This is a genomic window from Glutamicibacter sp. BW77, from assembly GCF_002332285.1.
Lineage (GTDB): Bacteria > Actinomycetota > Actinomycetes > Actinomycetales > Micrococcaceae > Glutamicibacter > Glutamicibacter bergerei.
In genome coordinates this window covers 288,426-302,746 of sequence record NZ_NRGT01000073.1, presented here as the reverse complement: position 1 = coordinate 302,746, position 14,321 = coordinate 288,426, and the positions used below count along the sequence as shown (strand labels likewise).

Annotated in this window: 15 protein-coding genes; 8 read left to right on the top strand and 7 right to left on the bottom strand. The window is 55.3% G+C overall.

The annotated features are described in order from the left end of the window. Positions 1–56: 56 nt before the first annotated feature. Genes CIK74_RS13800 through pdhA form a run of 3 tightly spaced genes read right to left on the bottom strand, consistent with a single transcriptional unit; the run spans position 57 to position 3,513 of the window. Entirely contained in the window at positions 57–1,397 is a 1,341-nt protein-coding gene (locus CIK74_RS13800) for a dihydrolipoamide acetyltransferase family protein (RefSeq protein WP_096256758.1), read from the bottom strand. After that, positions 1,397–2,398 carry an alpha-ketoacid dehydrogenase subunit beta gene (locus tag CIK74_RS13795; protein ID WP_096256757.1) on the bottom strand — a complete coding sequence of 334 codons (1,002 nt, stop codon included), beginning with the start codon at positions 2,396–2,398 and terminating at the stop codon, positions 1,397–1,399. The genes CIK74_RS13800 and CIK74_RS13795 overlap by 1 nt, the downstream gene beginning before the upstream one ends. After that, positions 2,395–3,513: a pyruvate dehydrogenase (acetyl-transferring) E1 component subunit alpha gene (pdhA, locus tag CIK74_RS13790; RefSeq protein ID WP_141392965.1), complete on the bottom strand. Its 1,119-nt coding sequence runs from the start codon at positions 3,511–3,513 to the stop codon at positions 2,395–2,397. The genes CIK74_RS13795 and pdhA overlap by 4 nt, the downstream gene beginning before the upstream one ends. Positions 3,514–3,665: 152 nt before the next feature. Here pdhA and CIK74_RS13785 point away from each other — a divergent pair, with 152 nt between their 5' ends. After that, positions 3,666–4,154, top strand: a complete 489-nt coding sequence (locus CIK74_RS13785; RefSeq protein WP_096256756.1) for an Lrp/AsnC ligand binding domain-containing protein — start codon at positions 3,666–3,668, stop codon at positions 4,152–4,154. An 11-nt stretch (positions 4,155–4,165) separates the two neighbouring features. Here the strand turns inward: CIK74_RS13785 and CIK74_RS13780 are convergent, their stop codons facing one another. Beyond that, the gene (locus CIK74_RS13780; protein WP_170947886.1) at positions 4,166–4,681 is read right to left on the bottom strand and encodes a MarR family winged helix-turn-helix transcriptional regulator; all 516 of its coding nucleotides are present in this window, start codon (positions 4,679–4,681) and stop codon (positions 4,166–4,168) included. Positions 4,682–4,811: 130 nt separating this feature from the next. Here CIK74_RS13780 and CIK74_RS13775 point away from each other — a divergent pair, with 130 nt between their 5' ends. After that, a complete protein-coding gene (locus CIK74_RS13775) occupies positions 4,812–5,345 on the top strand; it encodes an NADP oxidoreductase (RefSeq protein WP_096256754.1) in 534 nt (177 codons plus the stop codon). A 17-nt stretch (positions 5,346–5,362) separates the two neighbouring features. Beyond that, complete coding sequence (locus CIK74_RS13770; RefSeq protein ID WP_096256753.1) at positions 5,363–6,406, top strand: LLM class flavin-dependent oxidoreductase; 1,044 nt, start codon at positions 5,363–5,365, stop codon at positions 6,404–6,406. Between the two features lie 96 nt (positions 6,407–6,502). On the opposite strand, the gene CIK74_RS13765 is transcribed toward CIK74_RS13770, so the two are convergent. Then, a complete protein-coding gene (locus CIK74_RS13765) occupies positions 6,503–8,125 on the bottom strand; it encodes a sodium/solute symporter (protein WP_096256752.1) in 1,623 nt (540 codons plus the stop codon). Continuing rightward, on the bottom strand, positions 8,125–8,469 hold the full coding sequence (locus CIK74_RS13760) for a DUF485 domain-containing protein (protein ID WP_096256751.1): 345 nt from the start codon (positions 8,467–8,469) through the stop codon (positions 8,125–8,127). Before CIK74_RS13760 ends, CIK74_RS13765 begins: the two co-directional genes overlap by 1 nt. A gap of 198 nt (positions 8,470–8,667) precedes the next feature. On the opposite strand from CIK74_RS13760, the gene CIK74_RS13755 reads away from it, so the two are divergent. The 5 genes from CIK74_RS13755 (at position 8,668) to CIK74_RS13735 (ending at position 13,581) form a co-directional block, all read left to right on the top strand. Further along, positions 8,668–9,855, top strand: a complete 1,188-nt coding sequence (locus tag CIK74_RS13755; RefSeq protein ID WP_096256750.1) for a histidine kinase — start codon at positions 8,668–8,670, stop codon at positions 9,853–9,855. A gap of 20 nt (positions 9,856–9,875) precedes the next feature. Then, the gene (locus CIK74_RS13750) at positions 9,876–10,592 is read left to right on the top strand and encodes a LytTR family DNA-binding domain-containing protein (RefSeq protein ID WP_096256749.1); all 717 of its coding nucleotides are present in this window, start codon (positions 9,876–9,878) and stop codon (positions 10,590–10,592) included. Continuing rightward, the gene (locus CIK74_RS13745; RefSeq protein WP_229677046.1) at positions 10,589–10,960 is read left to right on the top strand and encodes a hypothetical protein; all 372 of its coding nucleotides are present in this window, start codon (positions 10,589–10,591) and stop codon (positions 10,958–10,960) included. Before CIK74_RS13750 ends, CIK74_RS13745 begins: the two co-directional genes overlap by 4 nt. Continuing rightward, complete coding sequence (locus CIK74_RS13740; protein ID WP_096256747.1) at positions 10,957–12,426, top strand: cation acetate symporter; 1,470 nt, start codon at positions 10,957–10,959, stop codon at positions 12,424–12,426. The genes CIK74_RS13745 and CIK74_RS13740 overlap by 4 nt, the downstream gene beginning before the upstream one ends. Positions 12,427–12,981: 555 nt before the next feature. Beyond that, complete coding sequence (locus CIK74_RS13735; RefSeq protein WP_096256746.1) at positions 12,982–13,581, top strand: hypothetical protein; 600 nt, start codon at positions 12,982–12,984, stop codon at positions 13,579–13,581. Positions 13,582–13,655: 74 nt separating this feature from the next. Here the strand turns inward: CIK74_RS13735 and CIK74_RS13730 are convergent, their stop codons facing one another. Further along, positions 13,656–14,234, bottom strand: coding sequence for a DivIVA domain-containing protein (locus CIK74_RS13730; protein ID WP_096256745.1), 579 nt, complete (start codon positions 14,232–14,234; stop codon positions 13,656–13,658). Positions 14,235–14,321: the final 87 nt, after the last annotated feature.

Below are 14,321 nucleotides of genomic sequence, written 5' to 3'. Positions count from 1 at the left end.
GGTTGATCTGATCAACCAGATATTTTAATTTTCACCACATGAAAGGTCAGGAGGAATTAAATAAAAATATTCATCATCCCCGGGTCCTCCAGCACTGCGCCGAGGCCAGCGAGGAACTCGCTAGCTTCCTTGCCATCGACTACTCGATGGTCGAAGGACAACGCCAACGTTGAGGTGTGGCGTAAGGCCACTTGATCCTCGAACTCCCACGGACGGCGCTTGACCTGTCCAAGGGCAAGAATTCCGGACTGCCCCGGAGGTAAAATCGGGGTGCCGGCGTCCACGCCAAACACTCCAACGTTCGTAATCGAGAAGGTTCCGCCGCTAAGTTGCGCCGGAGAGAGCTTCCCTGCCCGGCCCAATTCAATAATTTGAGTTAGCTCTTCGGCTAAATCATGCAAGGATTTTGACTGCGCATCCTTGACCACCGGCACTAGCAGTCCACGATCACTGGCCACAGCCATACCCAAATGCACCGAGCCGAACTCGATAATCTCTGCGTTTGCTTCATCCCACCGTGAGTTGAGCGCGCGGTAGGTGCCCAGCAAGCGGGTCACGATCAACGAAGTCAAGGTCGTGATGTTGAGCTTCACGTCTCTGAGCATGGGGTGCCTGCGCAGCTTCTCGACAAGCTTCATTGACTCGGTCAGATCTACGGTTAGAAATTCGGTGGCATGCGGAGCAGTGAATGCCGACTCCACCATCGCCTTTGCCGTGGCACGGCGCACCGCGCTAATTTTTATTCTTCGGTCCCCAGCCAGAACTGCAGTAGCTTCAGCTGGCTGGGACGCAGCCTGCTCAGGCATTCCAATCAAGGCTTCAATATCGCTGCGCAACACGGCGCCGTCGGCACCAGTACCTGCGACGGATGAAATCTCGATGCCATGATCCCTGGCAAGCTTGCGCACCGGCGGAGTACTGCGCGTAGCAGTCCGGCGAGCGCCTGTATCCGCCGACTTCACCTGTTGCACCGTGTCCGGGCTAATGGTTGCCGGCGGCTCCTGTGCGAGGGGTTCATTGCGTACCGGGTGTGATCGGCGAGACGGGCGGCTTCCGCTGCTTGCTGGTGCTCCGTAGCCCACAAGTGTCGGGGTCCTGCCGCTATCCCCGGTGACATCCTTATCCGCATTTGGAGTATCGGTCTCCGCGTCGGGTGCCTCATCCCCAAAGGTCACCAGTGGTCCACCCACAGGGACTACCTCACCGGCGGAGGCATGCAATTTCTGCACGATTCCGGCAAATGGCGAAGGTAGCTCAACGACAGCCTTTGCGGTTTCTACCTCGGCGATGATCTGGTTCAGCGTGACATGCTCGCCGACCTGAATTTTCCAGTTCAAAACTTCGGACTCGGTTAGTCCTTCACCAAGGTCTGGCAACTTAAAAGTATTGGGAGCCATCACTTGGCACCTCCGGTGTGTGTCTCGTCGCGGCGCATGACCTTATCCACGGCATGCATTACCTTGTCCAGGTCTGGCAAATGATGTGATTCAAGCCGTGAAGGTGGATACGGAATATCAAATCCAGTCACGCGCAATGGTGCATGTTCTAGGTAGTCGAAACAGGTCTCGGTGATTTGTGCACAAATCTCCGCACCAATTCCCGAAGTCCTGCTCGCTTCGTGGACCACCACAAGTTTTCCGGTGTGCTTGACCGATTCGGCTACGGTGTCCATGTCCAATGGGTCCAGGCAACGTAGGTCGATAACCTCTAGGCTCACGCCTTCATCTTCGGCTGCTAACACCGCATCGTTGAGGGTATAAACGGTGGGGCCATATCCCACCACGGTGACGTCTTGTCCCTGATGAAGCACCTTTGCCTTGGGCGAACCGGTCTTCTCCGGGGTCTTTAGGTCAATGTCTGCTTTTTCGTGATACCGGCGTTTTGGTTCAAAAAAGATCACCGGATCATCGCAAGCAATCGCTTGACGCAACATCACGTAGGCATCTTCCACGCTGGACGGCGCAAAAACTCGCAATCCTGCGGTGTGGGAGAAATAAGCTTCCGGAGATTCCGAGTGATGTTCCGGAGAGCCGATTCCGCCGCCATATGGAATACGCACGGTCACCGGCATTTTCACCCGGCCCCGTGAACGGAAGTGCATCTTTGCCAGCTGTGAAACCAACTGATCAAAGGCGGGGTATGTGAATCCATCAAATTGGATCTCCACCACTGGACGGTAACCACGGTAGGCCAAACCGATGGCGCTACCGACGATCCCGGATTCGGCAAGTGGTGTGTCAACCACCCGATGCTCGCCAAATTCGTCTTTCAGCCCGTCGGTAATGCGGAATACGCCGCCGAGGGTGCCAATGTCTTCGCCGAGCAGTATGACCTTTTCGTCTTCGGTCAGCGCGTCACGCAAGGACTGGTTTAGCGCCTTCATCATTGAAACGCTCATAGTCCACCATCCTGGAAATTTGTTAGGTACTGCAGGTAGGTGTCCCGCTCCCTGCGGCTTGGTTCATGCTCTTCGGCATACACATGATCAAAAAGTTCATGTGGTTCAGGATCGGGCATCGTGGTGATTGCCTCACGTAGCTCGGCAGCTAGTTTGTCCGCTGCATTCTGGGCTCGCTGCTGGTAGGACTGCACATCTGCGCCGAGCACCGTCAGGTGATTGACCAATCGATCAATAGGATCCTTGGCCCGCCACTCTTCAACCTGCTCATTTTTTCGGTAACGAGTGGGATCATCGGCGGTGGTATGCGAACCCATGCGGTAGGTCACGGCCTCGATAAAGGTTGGGCCTAGTCCATGACGAGCGTGTGCCAGCGCGGCCTTGGTGGCTGCATAAACCGCGAGTACGTCGTTGCCGTCCACCCGCCAGGTCTTGACGCCAAATCCACTGGCACGGTCAGCAATCTGCGTGCGACTCTGCAAGCCGACCGGCTCGGAGATGGCCCACTGGTTATTCTGGCAGAAGAACAACACCGGCGCCTGATAGCTCGCGGCGAAGACCAGCGCTTCGTTGACGTCGCCTTGACTGGTCGCCCCGTCCCCAAAGTAGGCCACGGCAACTTCTTTACCACCATCAAATTTGATGCCCATGCCATACCCGGCGGCGTGCAACGCCTGAGATCCAATGACAATCTGCTGGCAAGCAATATTTACCTCATGAGGGTCCCAACCGCTGGCGGTGGCACCGCGCCAGACGCTGAGCAGATCTTCGGCTTTAACGCCTCGGGCCCAGGCAACTCCGTGCTCACGGTAGGAAGGGAAAATGAAGTCGGTATCTTCGGTGGCGCGGATTGAACCAATTTGGGCAGCTTCTTGGCCAAGCAATGGCGCCCAGAGGCCCAACTGTCCTTGGCGTTGCAGCGCCGTGGCCTCATTATCTAGGCGACGCAAGACAACCATGTCGCGGAGGAAATCTGCCAGGTCTTGCTCGGTGAGCCCGGTCAGATGATGGTCTAGTTCTTCGTCTGGAGTTCGTTCTCCAGAGACGTTGAGCAGCTGGTGCGTGGGTAGGCATCCGGCGGCTACGTCGATGTGCTGGGTGGACACGATCGGCATCCTTACTCTCGCGTAGTCAGTGGTGGACGGCTAATTCAGCGCGACCACTTACCTGTGATGCTACTCACATGGCGCAAGTTGCACAATGGCAAGAAAGTAAATAAAGCAAAACGCACTATCCAGACCCGTGAGCGGGTGCTAATGTGCGCATTATGCAACCTTTAGACACCACTGATCGACGAATCCTGCTCTCGCTATCAAAGCTCACCCGAAGAACCGCTTCATCGCTGGCAACAGCGCTTGGCTTGGGCAGAAATACCGTGCAGTCAAGACTCAATCGTTTAGAAACCGAAGTCCTCTCCCCCATAGATCGACGGATCCCACCGACGGCTCTGGGCTTTGGCTTGTTGTCCTTTATTGAGCTGCACGTGGACCAACGTCATTTGGAGGAGATTGCCAAGAAGTTGGCGCAGATCCCCGAAGTTTTAGAAGCTCATGGGCTGACCGGTTCGGCCGATATTTTAGTGCGTGCCGCAGCCGCAAACGCCGAGGAACTTTTCCGCGTGCATGGGTTGCTGTTGAATATCGAAGGAGTCAACCGCGCCGATTCGGCCCTATCCATGGCTGAGCTAGTTCCTTATCGCACCACTAAACTCATTGAACTCTCGCTGGCCCAAGATTTGGAGGGCAAGCGCGGCTAAGAAGGCACTAGTTACCCCAGCGCATCCATCGCTTCGCAAGGGTTCATCCCCGGTTGCGCCCGATGAATACTTGTCGAAAGCTCCGAGACCAGATGCGCTAATTGCGCGGATTGCTCTACATTCAGGCCTACCAAAAGTTCTGCCTCCGCCTCACGCACTTTATTTTCGAGTTCTTTCAACCGCTCTTTACCGTGTGGTGTTGCAATAATCTTGCGCGCTCGTCGATCACTCGGTGCAGGCACTCTTTCCACCAGCAGGGCCTCAACGAGGTCATCGATGAGATAGGTCAGCACTGTGCGGTCAATTCCAAGATGGGCACCGAGCGCCTGTTGGTTGGCGGGGTCACGATGGACCACCGTGGAGAGCAGCTGAAACCCACGCACCGAACCTGGCAGATCCCCCACGCAGTGCGTAAGCGCCAGTTGGTGTCCACGCAAGATCATTCCGAGATGCCACCCAAGGTCTCCGGGCAGGAAATCGCCGAGGGCGGTGTCGTTATGGTGCGCGGCAGTGCGTGAGGTACTCATGATCACCAGCATATCCGAATTTACGGGGTTGCACAGATGTTCTGTTATCAATATAGTCTGCTTTACAGAACAAATTGCTGAAAGGCGGCTCAGCTCGTCATGCAAGAAACCGGTCGATCAACACAAACCATTGGCATCCTCGGCGCCGGGCGCGGAAGCGGTCTCGGCAGGCGAAGTAGCCTCCACCGACATAGTGATTATGGCAATGCCGCTGCATAAATACACGCCGCTCGATGCCCAAGCGTTGCATGGGAAAACCGTCGTAGACGCCATGAACTACTGGGCTGGAGCCGACGGCCAGATTGCAGATTTTGCCCAGCCACTTTTGCCTTCCAGCCAGGTCGTCGCAGGACATCATTCCGGCTCCCACGTTACAAAGTCCTCTCACCACGTTGGTTACCACGAGCTGGAACCTGATGCCTCGCCTGCGCACACCACAGGCCGCCGGGCTCTTGCCGTCGCCGGAGATAATGCACAAGCTAAAGCTAATGTCCTGGACTTCATCCACCGACTCGGATTCGACTGCGTTGATGCCGGAGCGCTCAGTGCTGGCCGCCAATTCGAACCGGGCAACCCACTGTTCAACGGCCGCGTTGATACGGCGCAGTTATCCGCACTGTTCGCGGACTCAAAATCTCAATCTGATGACCAATTCGGCGAGTAACCAAGGACGGCAAACTTATGGAAATCGGCTCTTACAGTTTCGGTGATACTCAACGAAACTCTGACGGATCATTAGGTTCAACAGCCCAAGCCATCACCAACCTTTTTCAAGCGATCAAGGTGGCTGACCAAAGCGGACTGGATTACTTCGGTATTGGTGAACACCACACCACTACGATGCCAGCTTCTTCTCCTGGCGCACTGATCAACGCCGCCGCGGCAGCAACTAAGCAGATTATCCTAGGAAGTGCCGCCAGTATTATCAGTACCGATGACCCGGTGCGCGTATACCAACAGTTCGCCACGGCAGATATCATCTCCGGCGGCGGACGCGTTGAAATTACCGCCGGCCGTGGCTCTTCGGTCGAGACGTTTCCGCTCTTTGGATATGACCTCCAAGAGTATGACGAGCTCTACGCTCAGAAGCTTGACCTGCTGATGACCATCAACAATTCAACGAATGAAAATGTCACATGGTCTGGCAGTAAACGTCCGGCGTTAGCCGACCTCGCCGTGGTACCTCGCCCAGTTCAAGGAACGCTGCCCATCTGGCTAGCCACCGGCGGAAACGCGGCATCTTCTGCTCGCGCCGGTCAATTAGGTCTACCCATCTCCTACGGAATTATCGGCGGGGCACCACACCGGTTTGCCCCGCTCGCTGAGCTCTACCGGAAGTCTGGTGCTGCTGCCGGACGCAATGAACAAGACCTGAAGATTTCCGTCGCTGCCTTGGGACTTGTCGCACCCACAAAACAAGAAGCGCTGGATCGTTTCTACCCGGGTTGGTACAACTTGAACGTGGAAATGGGCAGACTACGGGGCTGGCCGGCACCGGATAAACGCGCCTATGATTCCCAAGCCGAAGCCCCGGGCGCCTACTACGTCGGGTCCCCCGATGAGGTAGCCGAACGAATCGTGCATTTGCACGGCTACCTCGGACATATGCGCCATTTCTTACAGACCGACATTGGTGGCCTACCGCAAGAACACCTCTTAGAATCCATTATCTTACTGGCCACCGAGGTTAAACCACGGGTCCAACGCTTATTGGCCCAAAAGTAGATTTTCTCCACAGCACAAAGCAGTGGCCGGGACCGGTCTTGACGACTGGTCCCGGCCACTACCGGTTGTTCACCTACAAACTAGATTGTTGATCGTTTAGTGATCAACTGCCTTCTCGGCACCCACACCGGTCAGCGAACGAACTTCCATTTCTGCCTGCTTGGTGATGTCTTCGGTACCTGGATCGGTAATCGAACCCAACCAACCGAGAATGAAGGCCAATGGGATGGACACAATGCCCGGGTTAGCCAGCGGGAAGATGGAGATATCGATGCCTGGAACCATCGCAGTTGGCGATCCGGAGAATACTGGGGAGAAGATGATCAGCAAGATTGCCGAACCCAAACCACCGTACATGGACCACACCGCGCCGCGCGTCTTGAAGCCCTTCCAGAACAGCGAGTACAGAATCGTTGGCAGGTTTGCCGAGGCTGCTACGGCGAAGGCCAGCGCCACCAAGAAGGCGACGTTCTGTCCCTGAGCACCGATACCACCGGCGATAGCGAAGATACCGATCACGATCACCGTGCGACGGGCAACCTTCATTTCCTTTTCCGGGGTCGTCTTGTCCTTGGCAATCACCGAAGCGTAGACATCGTGTGCGAAGGATGCCGCGGCGGTAATCGTCAGACCAGCGACCACTGCAAGGATCGTCGCGAATGCGACCGCGGAAATCAGACCCAGCAGCAGGGTGCCGCCCAGTTCATAGGCCAGCAATGGAGCCGCGGAGTTCACGCCGCCCGGAGCGGCCTTGATCTTGTCTGGGCCGATCAGCGCGCCGGCGCCGAAGCCAAGAACCAGGGTGAACAGGTAGAAAGCGCCGATCAACCAGATCGCCCAAACTACGGACTTGCGAGCTTCCTTCGCGGTAGGAACCGTGTAGAAGCGCATCAGCACGTGCGGCAGGCCAGCGGTACCAAGCACCAGGGCCAAGGCCAAGGAGATGAAGTCGAGCTTCGAGGTTTCGGACTTACCGTACTGCATACCCGGGTTCAGAATTTCCGGGTTGCCAGCTACCTCGGCGGCTTTGCCCAGCAGAGCTGAGAAGTTGAAATCGAATAGTGCCAGAGTCCAGATGGTCATGACCAATGCGCCGGCGATCAGCAGACAGGCCTTGATGATCTGCACCCAGGTGGTGCCCTTCATCCCGCCGATCAGTACATACATGATCATCAATGCGCCCACGACGATGATGACCAGTGACTGGCCAAACTTCTCATCGATGCCCAGCAACAGCGAGACCAGCGCACCGGCGCCAGCCATCTGTGCCAGCAGGTAGAACACGCATACGGCAAGAGTGGAGATCGCCGCGGCAATACGTACCGGACGCTGCTTGAGGCGGAAGGAAAGCACATCAGCCATGGTGAACTTACCGGTGTTACGCAGTAGTTCGGCCACCAGCAGCAGTGCGACAAGCCATGCGACGAGGAAGCCAATGGAGTAAAGGAATCCGTCATACCCGTTGATCGCGATCGCGCCAACAATGCCCAGGAAGGAAGCTGCCGAAAGGTAGTCGCCGGCGATGGCGGTACCATTTTGGGTTCCGGTGAAGGAACGACCACCGGCATAATAATCCGCCGCGGTCTTGTTGTTCTTACTTGCCTTCAGCACAATCACCAGAGTGATGCCGACAAAGGCTGCGAAAATCGCAATGTTTACTAGCGGGTTACCCACCTGGGTAGCCTCGGCCGCTTGGGCCAGGATCAGCGAAGAATTCATTAGTTCACGCCCTCTTTTTCAAGGCGCTTACGAATTTTCGCTGCCTTAGGATCAAGCTTTTTGTTGGAGAAGTGCACATACATGCCGGTAATGACGAAGGTTGAGACAAACTGCAACAGGCCAAGAAGGATACCCATGTTGACGTTGCCGAAGACCTTGATGGACATGAAGTCGTGGAAGTAGTCGGCAAGTAAGACGTAAGCGAAATACCAGACGAGGAAAAAGATTGCCATGGGGAAAACGAAGCTGCGGTGAGTCTTGCGCAGTTCCTGGAATTCTTCCGAATCCCTTTCCGCCACAAAATCAATGTCCTCTGAGACATCGGGTTGCGGTTCAGCACTCATTGGTGCCCTCCTTGAGCGAATTGCAAAATAGTGATGATGCACACATGTGCGTTGTGACTAAGTTCACTATTGGCTATTTGTGTCCAGCTCACTAGGGGTTGCGTAACATACGTGGCCTAACGGATAAATTCTTGCGCCCAACGGCAGGTTGCCTAACGACGAACGGTTAGCGGTATTGGGTGGCTTTAGGATGGGCTTATGTCTCCCGCGTTGCAGATCACCCTCATCGTCACCATCGTGATTGTTGGCATCGCCATTGTTGGCTACCTTGGTTTTAAGATTTCCCGCTCCACTAAGGAGCTGGGTACCTACGCCGAAGAAGCTACCTTCCAGGCCCTGCACCATATGTCTGTAGCGGTACCGCACCTAGGACGCGGCCTCACCGAAGAAGGGGCTGCAAAAAGTGCCAAGGCGTTACGTAAACTTCTGGGCTGCTCAGCATTTGTGATTAGTGATTCCCAACAAATTCTCGCTACCGACTCGGCTATTGACTTTACGCCCGGGCTTGAAGAGCGCGCTCAGGCTATCGGCATCTCGGCAATCACTAGTCAGAAAACGCAAGTTCATCGCACCCCCGGCTTTGATCTTGTGGCCGCCCCCATATTGGCCGGTGGGCAAGCAGTAGGCACCGTGACTGCGTTGTCCGAACGCGCTGGAGCAAGCTTCGTACGCGCCGTATCTGAGGTAGCGGTTTTCGTTTCTGCCCAGGTCAGCACCGCAGAACTCGACGAGTCAAAAGCGAAGTTGCTCGAGGCGCAGATGCGTGCGCTACGTGCGCAAATCTCCCCACATTTCATCTACAACTCGCTGAACGCCATTGCCTCATTTATCAACACCGATCCGGCCAGGGCACGTGAGCTAGCGATTGAATTTGCTGACTTCACCCGGTATTCGTTCCGCCGGCGTGGTGAATTCACTACTTTGGCCGAAGAGCTCGAGGCAATTGACCGGTACCTGCTGTTGGAAAAGGCGCGTTTTGGGGACCGCATCAAGGTCTCCTTGCAAATCGCTCCCGAAGTACTTACCACCCAAATTCCCTTCCTCTGTCTACAGCCATTAGTGGAGAACGCCGTCCACCACGGTTTGGAAGCACGCCCCGATGGCGGGAGAATCTCGATTACCGCCACCGAGGACGGACTACACGCGGTGATTAGCGTCGAAGACGACGGGGCAGGTATGGATCCAGAGCAGCTAGCCTCTGTTTTGGCCGGAACTACCGTCAATATGCATGTGGGACTGCGTAACGTGGATGTCAGGCTACGTCAGCTCTATGGCAACGCCAATGGCCTGATTATCGATACCGCGCCAGACGAGGGAACGCTTATCACCTTAAGAATCCCGAAGTTCCGCCCCCCACAGACCTTAGAACCAGACGTAATGCCCTAAGCAAAGGTAGAGTTTTAGGCATGATTAATGTGGTCGTTGCCGATGATGAACTTCCAGCGGTAGAAGAAATATCTTTTCTGCTCGGACAAGACTCGCGAATCGGAAAAATTCACCGAGCAACCTCCGGCGCCGCAGCGCTCAAAGCCTTAGAAGAAAACGATGTAGATGCCCTGTTCTTGGACATCCACATGCCAGCACTGTCTGGACTGGACATTGCCCGAGTAATCTCCCGTTTCACTCATCCGCCACTGATCGTATTTGTCACCGCAGACGAAGACCAAGCCTTAGAGGCCTTCGAACTGGCGGCTATCGACTACGTGCTTAAACCCATCCGCCCGCAGCGACTGGCCGAATCCGTCCGCCGCATCTGCGAATTGGTTGAAGACGAACCGGCAAAGCCGGAAATGATCACCGTTGATCAAGGTGGCATCACCAAGCTCATACCGCGTGACGAAATCGGTTTTGTACAGGCTCAAGGTGATTACGCCCGGCTACACACTCGCGAGTCCAGCTACCTGATTCGTGTACCGCTCAACGATTTGGAACAGCAGTGGGCAGAATCCGGTTATGTGCGCATTCACCGCTCCTATTTGGTCTCCATGGACAAGATCGAGACTGTGCGGTTGCAAACTGGTAAGGCTGCGGTAGTGGTCAACGGCGTTGAACTGCCGATTTCGCGCCGGGCGCTGCCCTACCTTCGCGAACGCCTGGCCGCAAACCGGGTTCGTCCATTGTGAGCGAACCTTTAGGTCGCTTTGCCCAGCAACGTCCGCAACGTGTGCGGGTACAGGCTCCGCAGGACGCAAGCCTAGACATCCCCGCTACGCGGCCCGAGCAGAGCGCCGAGAACTTTTATGTACGCCAGTTGATCAGCTCCCAGCTACGTCTGGCGGTGGCCGTAGCTGCTGGGTTACTGATCATGCTGGTGGGGATCTCCGCGATCTTGGTTTTTTGGCCTGTGGTCTCGCAGATCATGCTCTTTAATATTCCACTGCCTTGGTGGATTTTGGGTGTAGGTATTTACCCATTGATCATCATTGCCGGCTTGCTTTATAACCGGGCAGCAACACGTAACGAACGGCGCTACCGGAGTATCTCTCGATGACTAACTTGTTTTCCGTGTTGGCTTTGGTTCTTGTCAGCCTGACCACCATGCTGATCGCCTTCTACGGGCTGCGACTATCTCGCACCACCAGTGACTTTTATGTTGCTTCGCGTACCGTGCGACCGTGGTGGAATGCGTCTGCCATCGGTGGCGAGTACCTCTCGGCCGCCTCATTCTTGGGCGTCGCAGGACTGATTGTGCTCAGTGGACAATCCGGGCTGTGGTTCCCGATTGGCTACACAGCCGGATATTTGATGCTCTTGTTATTCGTTGCTGCACCGTTGCGCCGGTCGCAGGCTTATACGATTCCGGACTTTGCCCAGATCCGCTTCGAAGATTCGATCATGCTACGTAAAATCACCACCTACTTGGTGGTGATCATCTGTTGGTTATATATCGTCCCCCAGATGCATGGGGCGGCATTAACGCTGTCCATTGCCACCGGGCTCCCTGGCTGGATTGGCCCACTTATTGTCGCCGCGGTGGTGTGTCTGACGGTGGTATCCGGTGGCATGCGTTCGGTGACGTTTGTGCAGGCATTCCAATACTGGTTCAAACTTGCGGCCTTAGTGATCCCCACACTTTTTGTACTCTTCCAAGTCTTGCCCGAGTATTCGGTCCCCGAGCGAGCCGCGGCGGTTGCTGGGCAATTAAAATCGATCAGTTCGATGAGCCTGTATGAAACCATCTCGATTATCCTGGCTCTGCTCTTTGGCACGCTCGGTCTACCGCACGTTCTGGTGCGCTTCTATACAAACCCGACGGGACACGCGGCACGCACCACTACGGCGATAGTGCTCTGCCTGCTCTCTGTTTTTTACCTGTTGCCGACCACCTTGGGTGTCTTGGGAATTCTCTACACCAAAGATCTTTCGGCATCCAACGCTGATGCCACCATCTTGCTCTTACCGCACAGTGTCTTTGACGGGGTCCTTGCAGATTTATTGACCGCCGTGGTGGTGGGGGGCGCGTTTGCCGCGTTCTTGTCTACCACCTCCGGGTTGGCAGTCTCATTGGCCGGAGCACTTTCACAGGAGTTCTTCAATGGCACCGTGCGCGGTTTTAGGATCTCCACGGTACTTGCCACCGCGATTCCGGTAGTTGTGGCCTTACTAACTAGCTCGTTGGCGCTAGCCGGTGCTATTGGCAACGTCTTCGCGTTTACCGCGTCGACGATCTGCCCGCTGCTACTACTGGGCATCTGGTGGCGTTCTTTGACTGCGCGCGGGGCGATTGCCGGCATGTTGGCAGGTGCTGCAAGCTGTGGGCTCGCTCTGCTCGGTTCAAGCATGATGCCGAACAACGACTCGTTCTGGGTGTTGTTGCTCCGCCAGCCGGCCGCATGGAGCGTCCCACTAGCCTTTGTGGTGATGATCTTGGTATCCAAAAAATCCACACGGAAGATTCCCACGAATGTCGACCGCGTCATGGCATTACTGCACGTGCCAGAACGCAGCTACAAGTAGCCTGTTTCAGACCCAAAAGTTCGCCCAGACCAGCCGGTACGAGTCGCTAACGAGCTTTCCGTAGTGCAACCAAGCAGGCATCGTTACGCCCCCCCTAGTACTTAAGGACGATGTACTGATTTCAGTGAGACTGTTAGCCTCGAATAAATAGTTCATCTAACGAAAGTTCGCGTAATCCGCATGTCGAAGTTGAGATGTAAGAATCTGCTTTGAGCGTTGCTCACGTATCGGCTGTCAGAGGGAGAGGACAGGAATGTACGTTTTTATTGGAATTTTTTTAATGATAGTCGTTGCCTTTGGGAGCCCATATTTTTGGAATTCCTCTGCTGATCCTTCACTGTACTCAGCGATCACGACCTCAGTTGCTTCGGTACTGTTCATTGGAACAGGGTGGCTCATTGACCGGCGGATACAGCAGAACAAGGCCAAACGCGCAGCGGCTGAGATTTAGGGGGCCACGGCCCCGTTTTGATGGCTATGTACTAGCGCATTCAGATCTCAGGGATCCTAAACTGAAACCAGAAAATCTCTAGCGACTCACAGGGAGGATCACAGATGCCCACAGAACACCCTGTTAACGACCCCGCATGGACTCCGCCCCGACTGATCCACACAATCACCGGTCATTTGTTCACCGGAACACTGAAACTATTGGTTGTTGCGCTGCTTTTCTGGGTGTCCACCCTATTCGGTGACTCTATGACCGCAAGTTTGGGAACTAGCATAGGCGTGCTGGTGGCGACTCTGCTCCTCGGAGAGCTTCTCGCCGTAGGTATTGAACGTCCCTTTGTGATTCGAGGAAGACTCAACGAACCTGGCGGCTGGGGTTATAGCGTACTGCCGTTGCTCGCATACCTTCTGACCGGGGCCGTGTTTGCCTTCATTGCGTGGGGCAATTCAGTCACCGCAGTGGTCTTTGGAATTATTCATGCGGCGGTGAACATGGGTTTATTTTTCCTGATTAGGCCCTGGCAGGCAGGTGAAACTCAGCAGGAGACCGACGCGAAGTTGGCCGAGTTCAAAGCCATGACTAAGGAGCACTTCGCAGAGGACATCGTGGAAATCAAAACACGAGCCCGGGAACGAACTAAAAACGCCTACTACGCTACAAAAGACAAAAAACGACGTCAGTCAAAATCTGAAGACCAAGACTAAACGCTTAAACTACATCGCGGCCGCTACGGAACATCTGTTCCCTAGCGGCCGCGGCGTGTTTTGTGCGTGAAAATCTAGTCTATCGAGGCCATCAGCTCGACCACACGGTCCAAGAAGGCATCCACCTGCGACTCTTCATAGCCTTCTGTACCCACCGCAGAGCGGAACTCCACGCGACGTACCGAGTCGACTGCCATAGGCACGTCACGCTCGAAGTAATCGATGAGCTGATCACACAGGCGGTCAACGTCCTCAATGTTGTAGCTCGCTGCGTTTGCTCGAGAAGGGCGACGGAAACGCTCACCCTTAGAACGGTGCAAACGTCCGCGTAAGATCGCTGCGAGGCGGCCGACCTGTTGCAGCCACACTTCTTCACCTTGGTGGGCAATCAGGTCATCACGCTCGCGCTTAGCAAAGACGTCTTCTAGACGGTCCAATGCACCATCAACTTCACGGGCCTGGTAGCCGCCCTTTTGCGGCGCAAAGGTAGTGCGACGGATTAGGTGGCTAGTCACCACGGCATCATCGTTTCCGCCGCCGTTGAAGGTGGCACGCGCCCGGCTCAGAAACGCATCAACCTGCTTAACGTTGTAGCCGAAGTCCTTTTCCGGGACCCGGGAGAACGGAGCATCTTGTTGCTGCGACACGACTATTCCTTAGTTCTAGACGAAAAGTCATCAGGCGTACCGCGATGACGCGGCACCCTTCAATCTTATGTGTTGTGAAATATTTTGGTGCCA

Excerpts from the sequence above, each read along its gene's own strand:
- CIK74_RS13785 (WP_096256756.1), top strand. The coding sequence starts at position 3,666 with ATGCAACCTTTAGACACCACTGATCGACGAATCCTGCTCTCGCTATCA.
- CIK74_RS13740 (WP_096256747.1), top strand. The coding sequence starts at position 10,957 with ATGACTAACTTGTTTTCCGTGTTGGCTTTGGTTCTTGTCAGCCTGACC.
- CIK74_RS13735 (WP_096256746.1), top strand. The coding sequence starts at position 12,982 with ATGCCCACAGAACACCCTGTTAACGACCCCGCATGGACTCCGCCCCGA.
- CIK74_RS13755 (WP_096256750.1), top strand. The coding sequence starts at position 8,668 with ATGTCTCCCGCGTTGCAGATCACCCTCATCGTCACCATCGTGATTGTT.
- CIK74_RS13765 (WP_096256752.1), bottom strand. The coding sequence starts at position 8,125 with ATGAATTCTTCGCTGATCCTGGCCCAAGCGGCCGAGGCTACCCAGGTG.
- CIK74_RS13760 (WP_096256751.1), bottom strand. The coding sequence starts at position 8,469 with ATGAGTGCTGAACCGCAACCCGATGTCTCAGAGGACATTGATTTTGTG.
- CIK74_RS13780 (WP_170947886.1), bottom strand. The coding sequence starts at position 4,681 with ATGAGTACCTCACGCACTGCCGCGCACCATAACGACACCGCCCTCGGC.
- CIK74_RS13750 (WP_096256749.1), top strand. The coding sequence starts at position 9,876 with ATGATTAATGTGGTCGTTGCCGATGATGAACTTCCAGCGGTAGAAGAA.
- CIK74_RS13800 (WP_096256758.1), bottom strand. The coding sequence starts at position 1,397 with ATGGCTCCCAATACTTTTAAGTTGCCAGACCTTGGTGAAGGACTAACC.
- CIK74_RS13770 (WP_096256753.1), top strand. The coding sequence starts at position 5,363 with ATGGAAATCGGCTCTTACAGTTTCGGTGATACTCAACGAAACTCTGAC.
- pdhA (WP_141392965.1), bottom strand. The coding sequence starts at position 3,513 with ATGCCGATCGTGTCCACCCAGCACATCGACGTAGCCGCCGGATGCCTA.
- CIK74_RS13795 (WP_096256757.1), bottom strand. The coding sequence starts at position 2,398 with ATGAGCGTTTCAATGATGAAGGCGCTAAACCAGTCCTTGCGTGACGCG.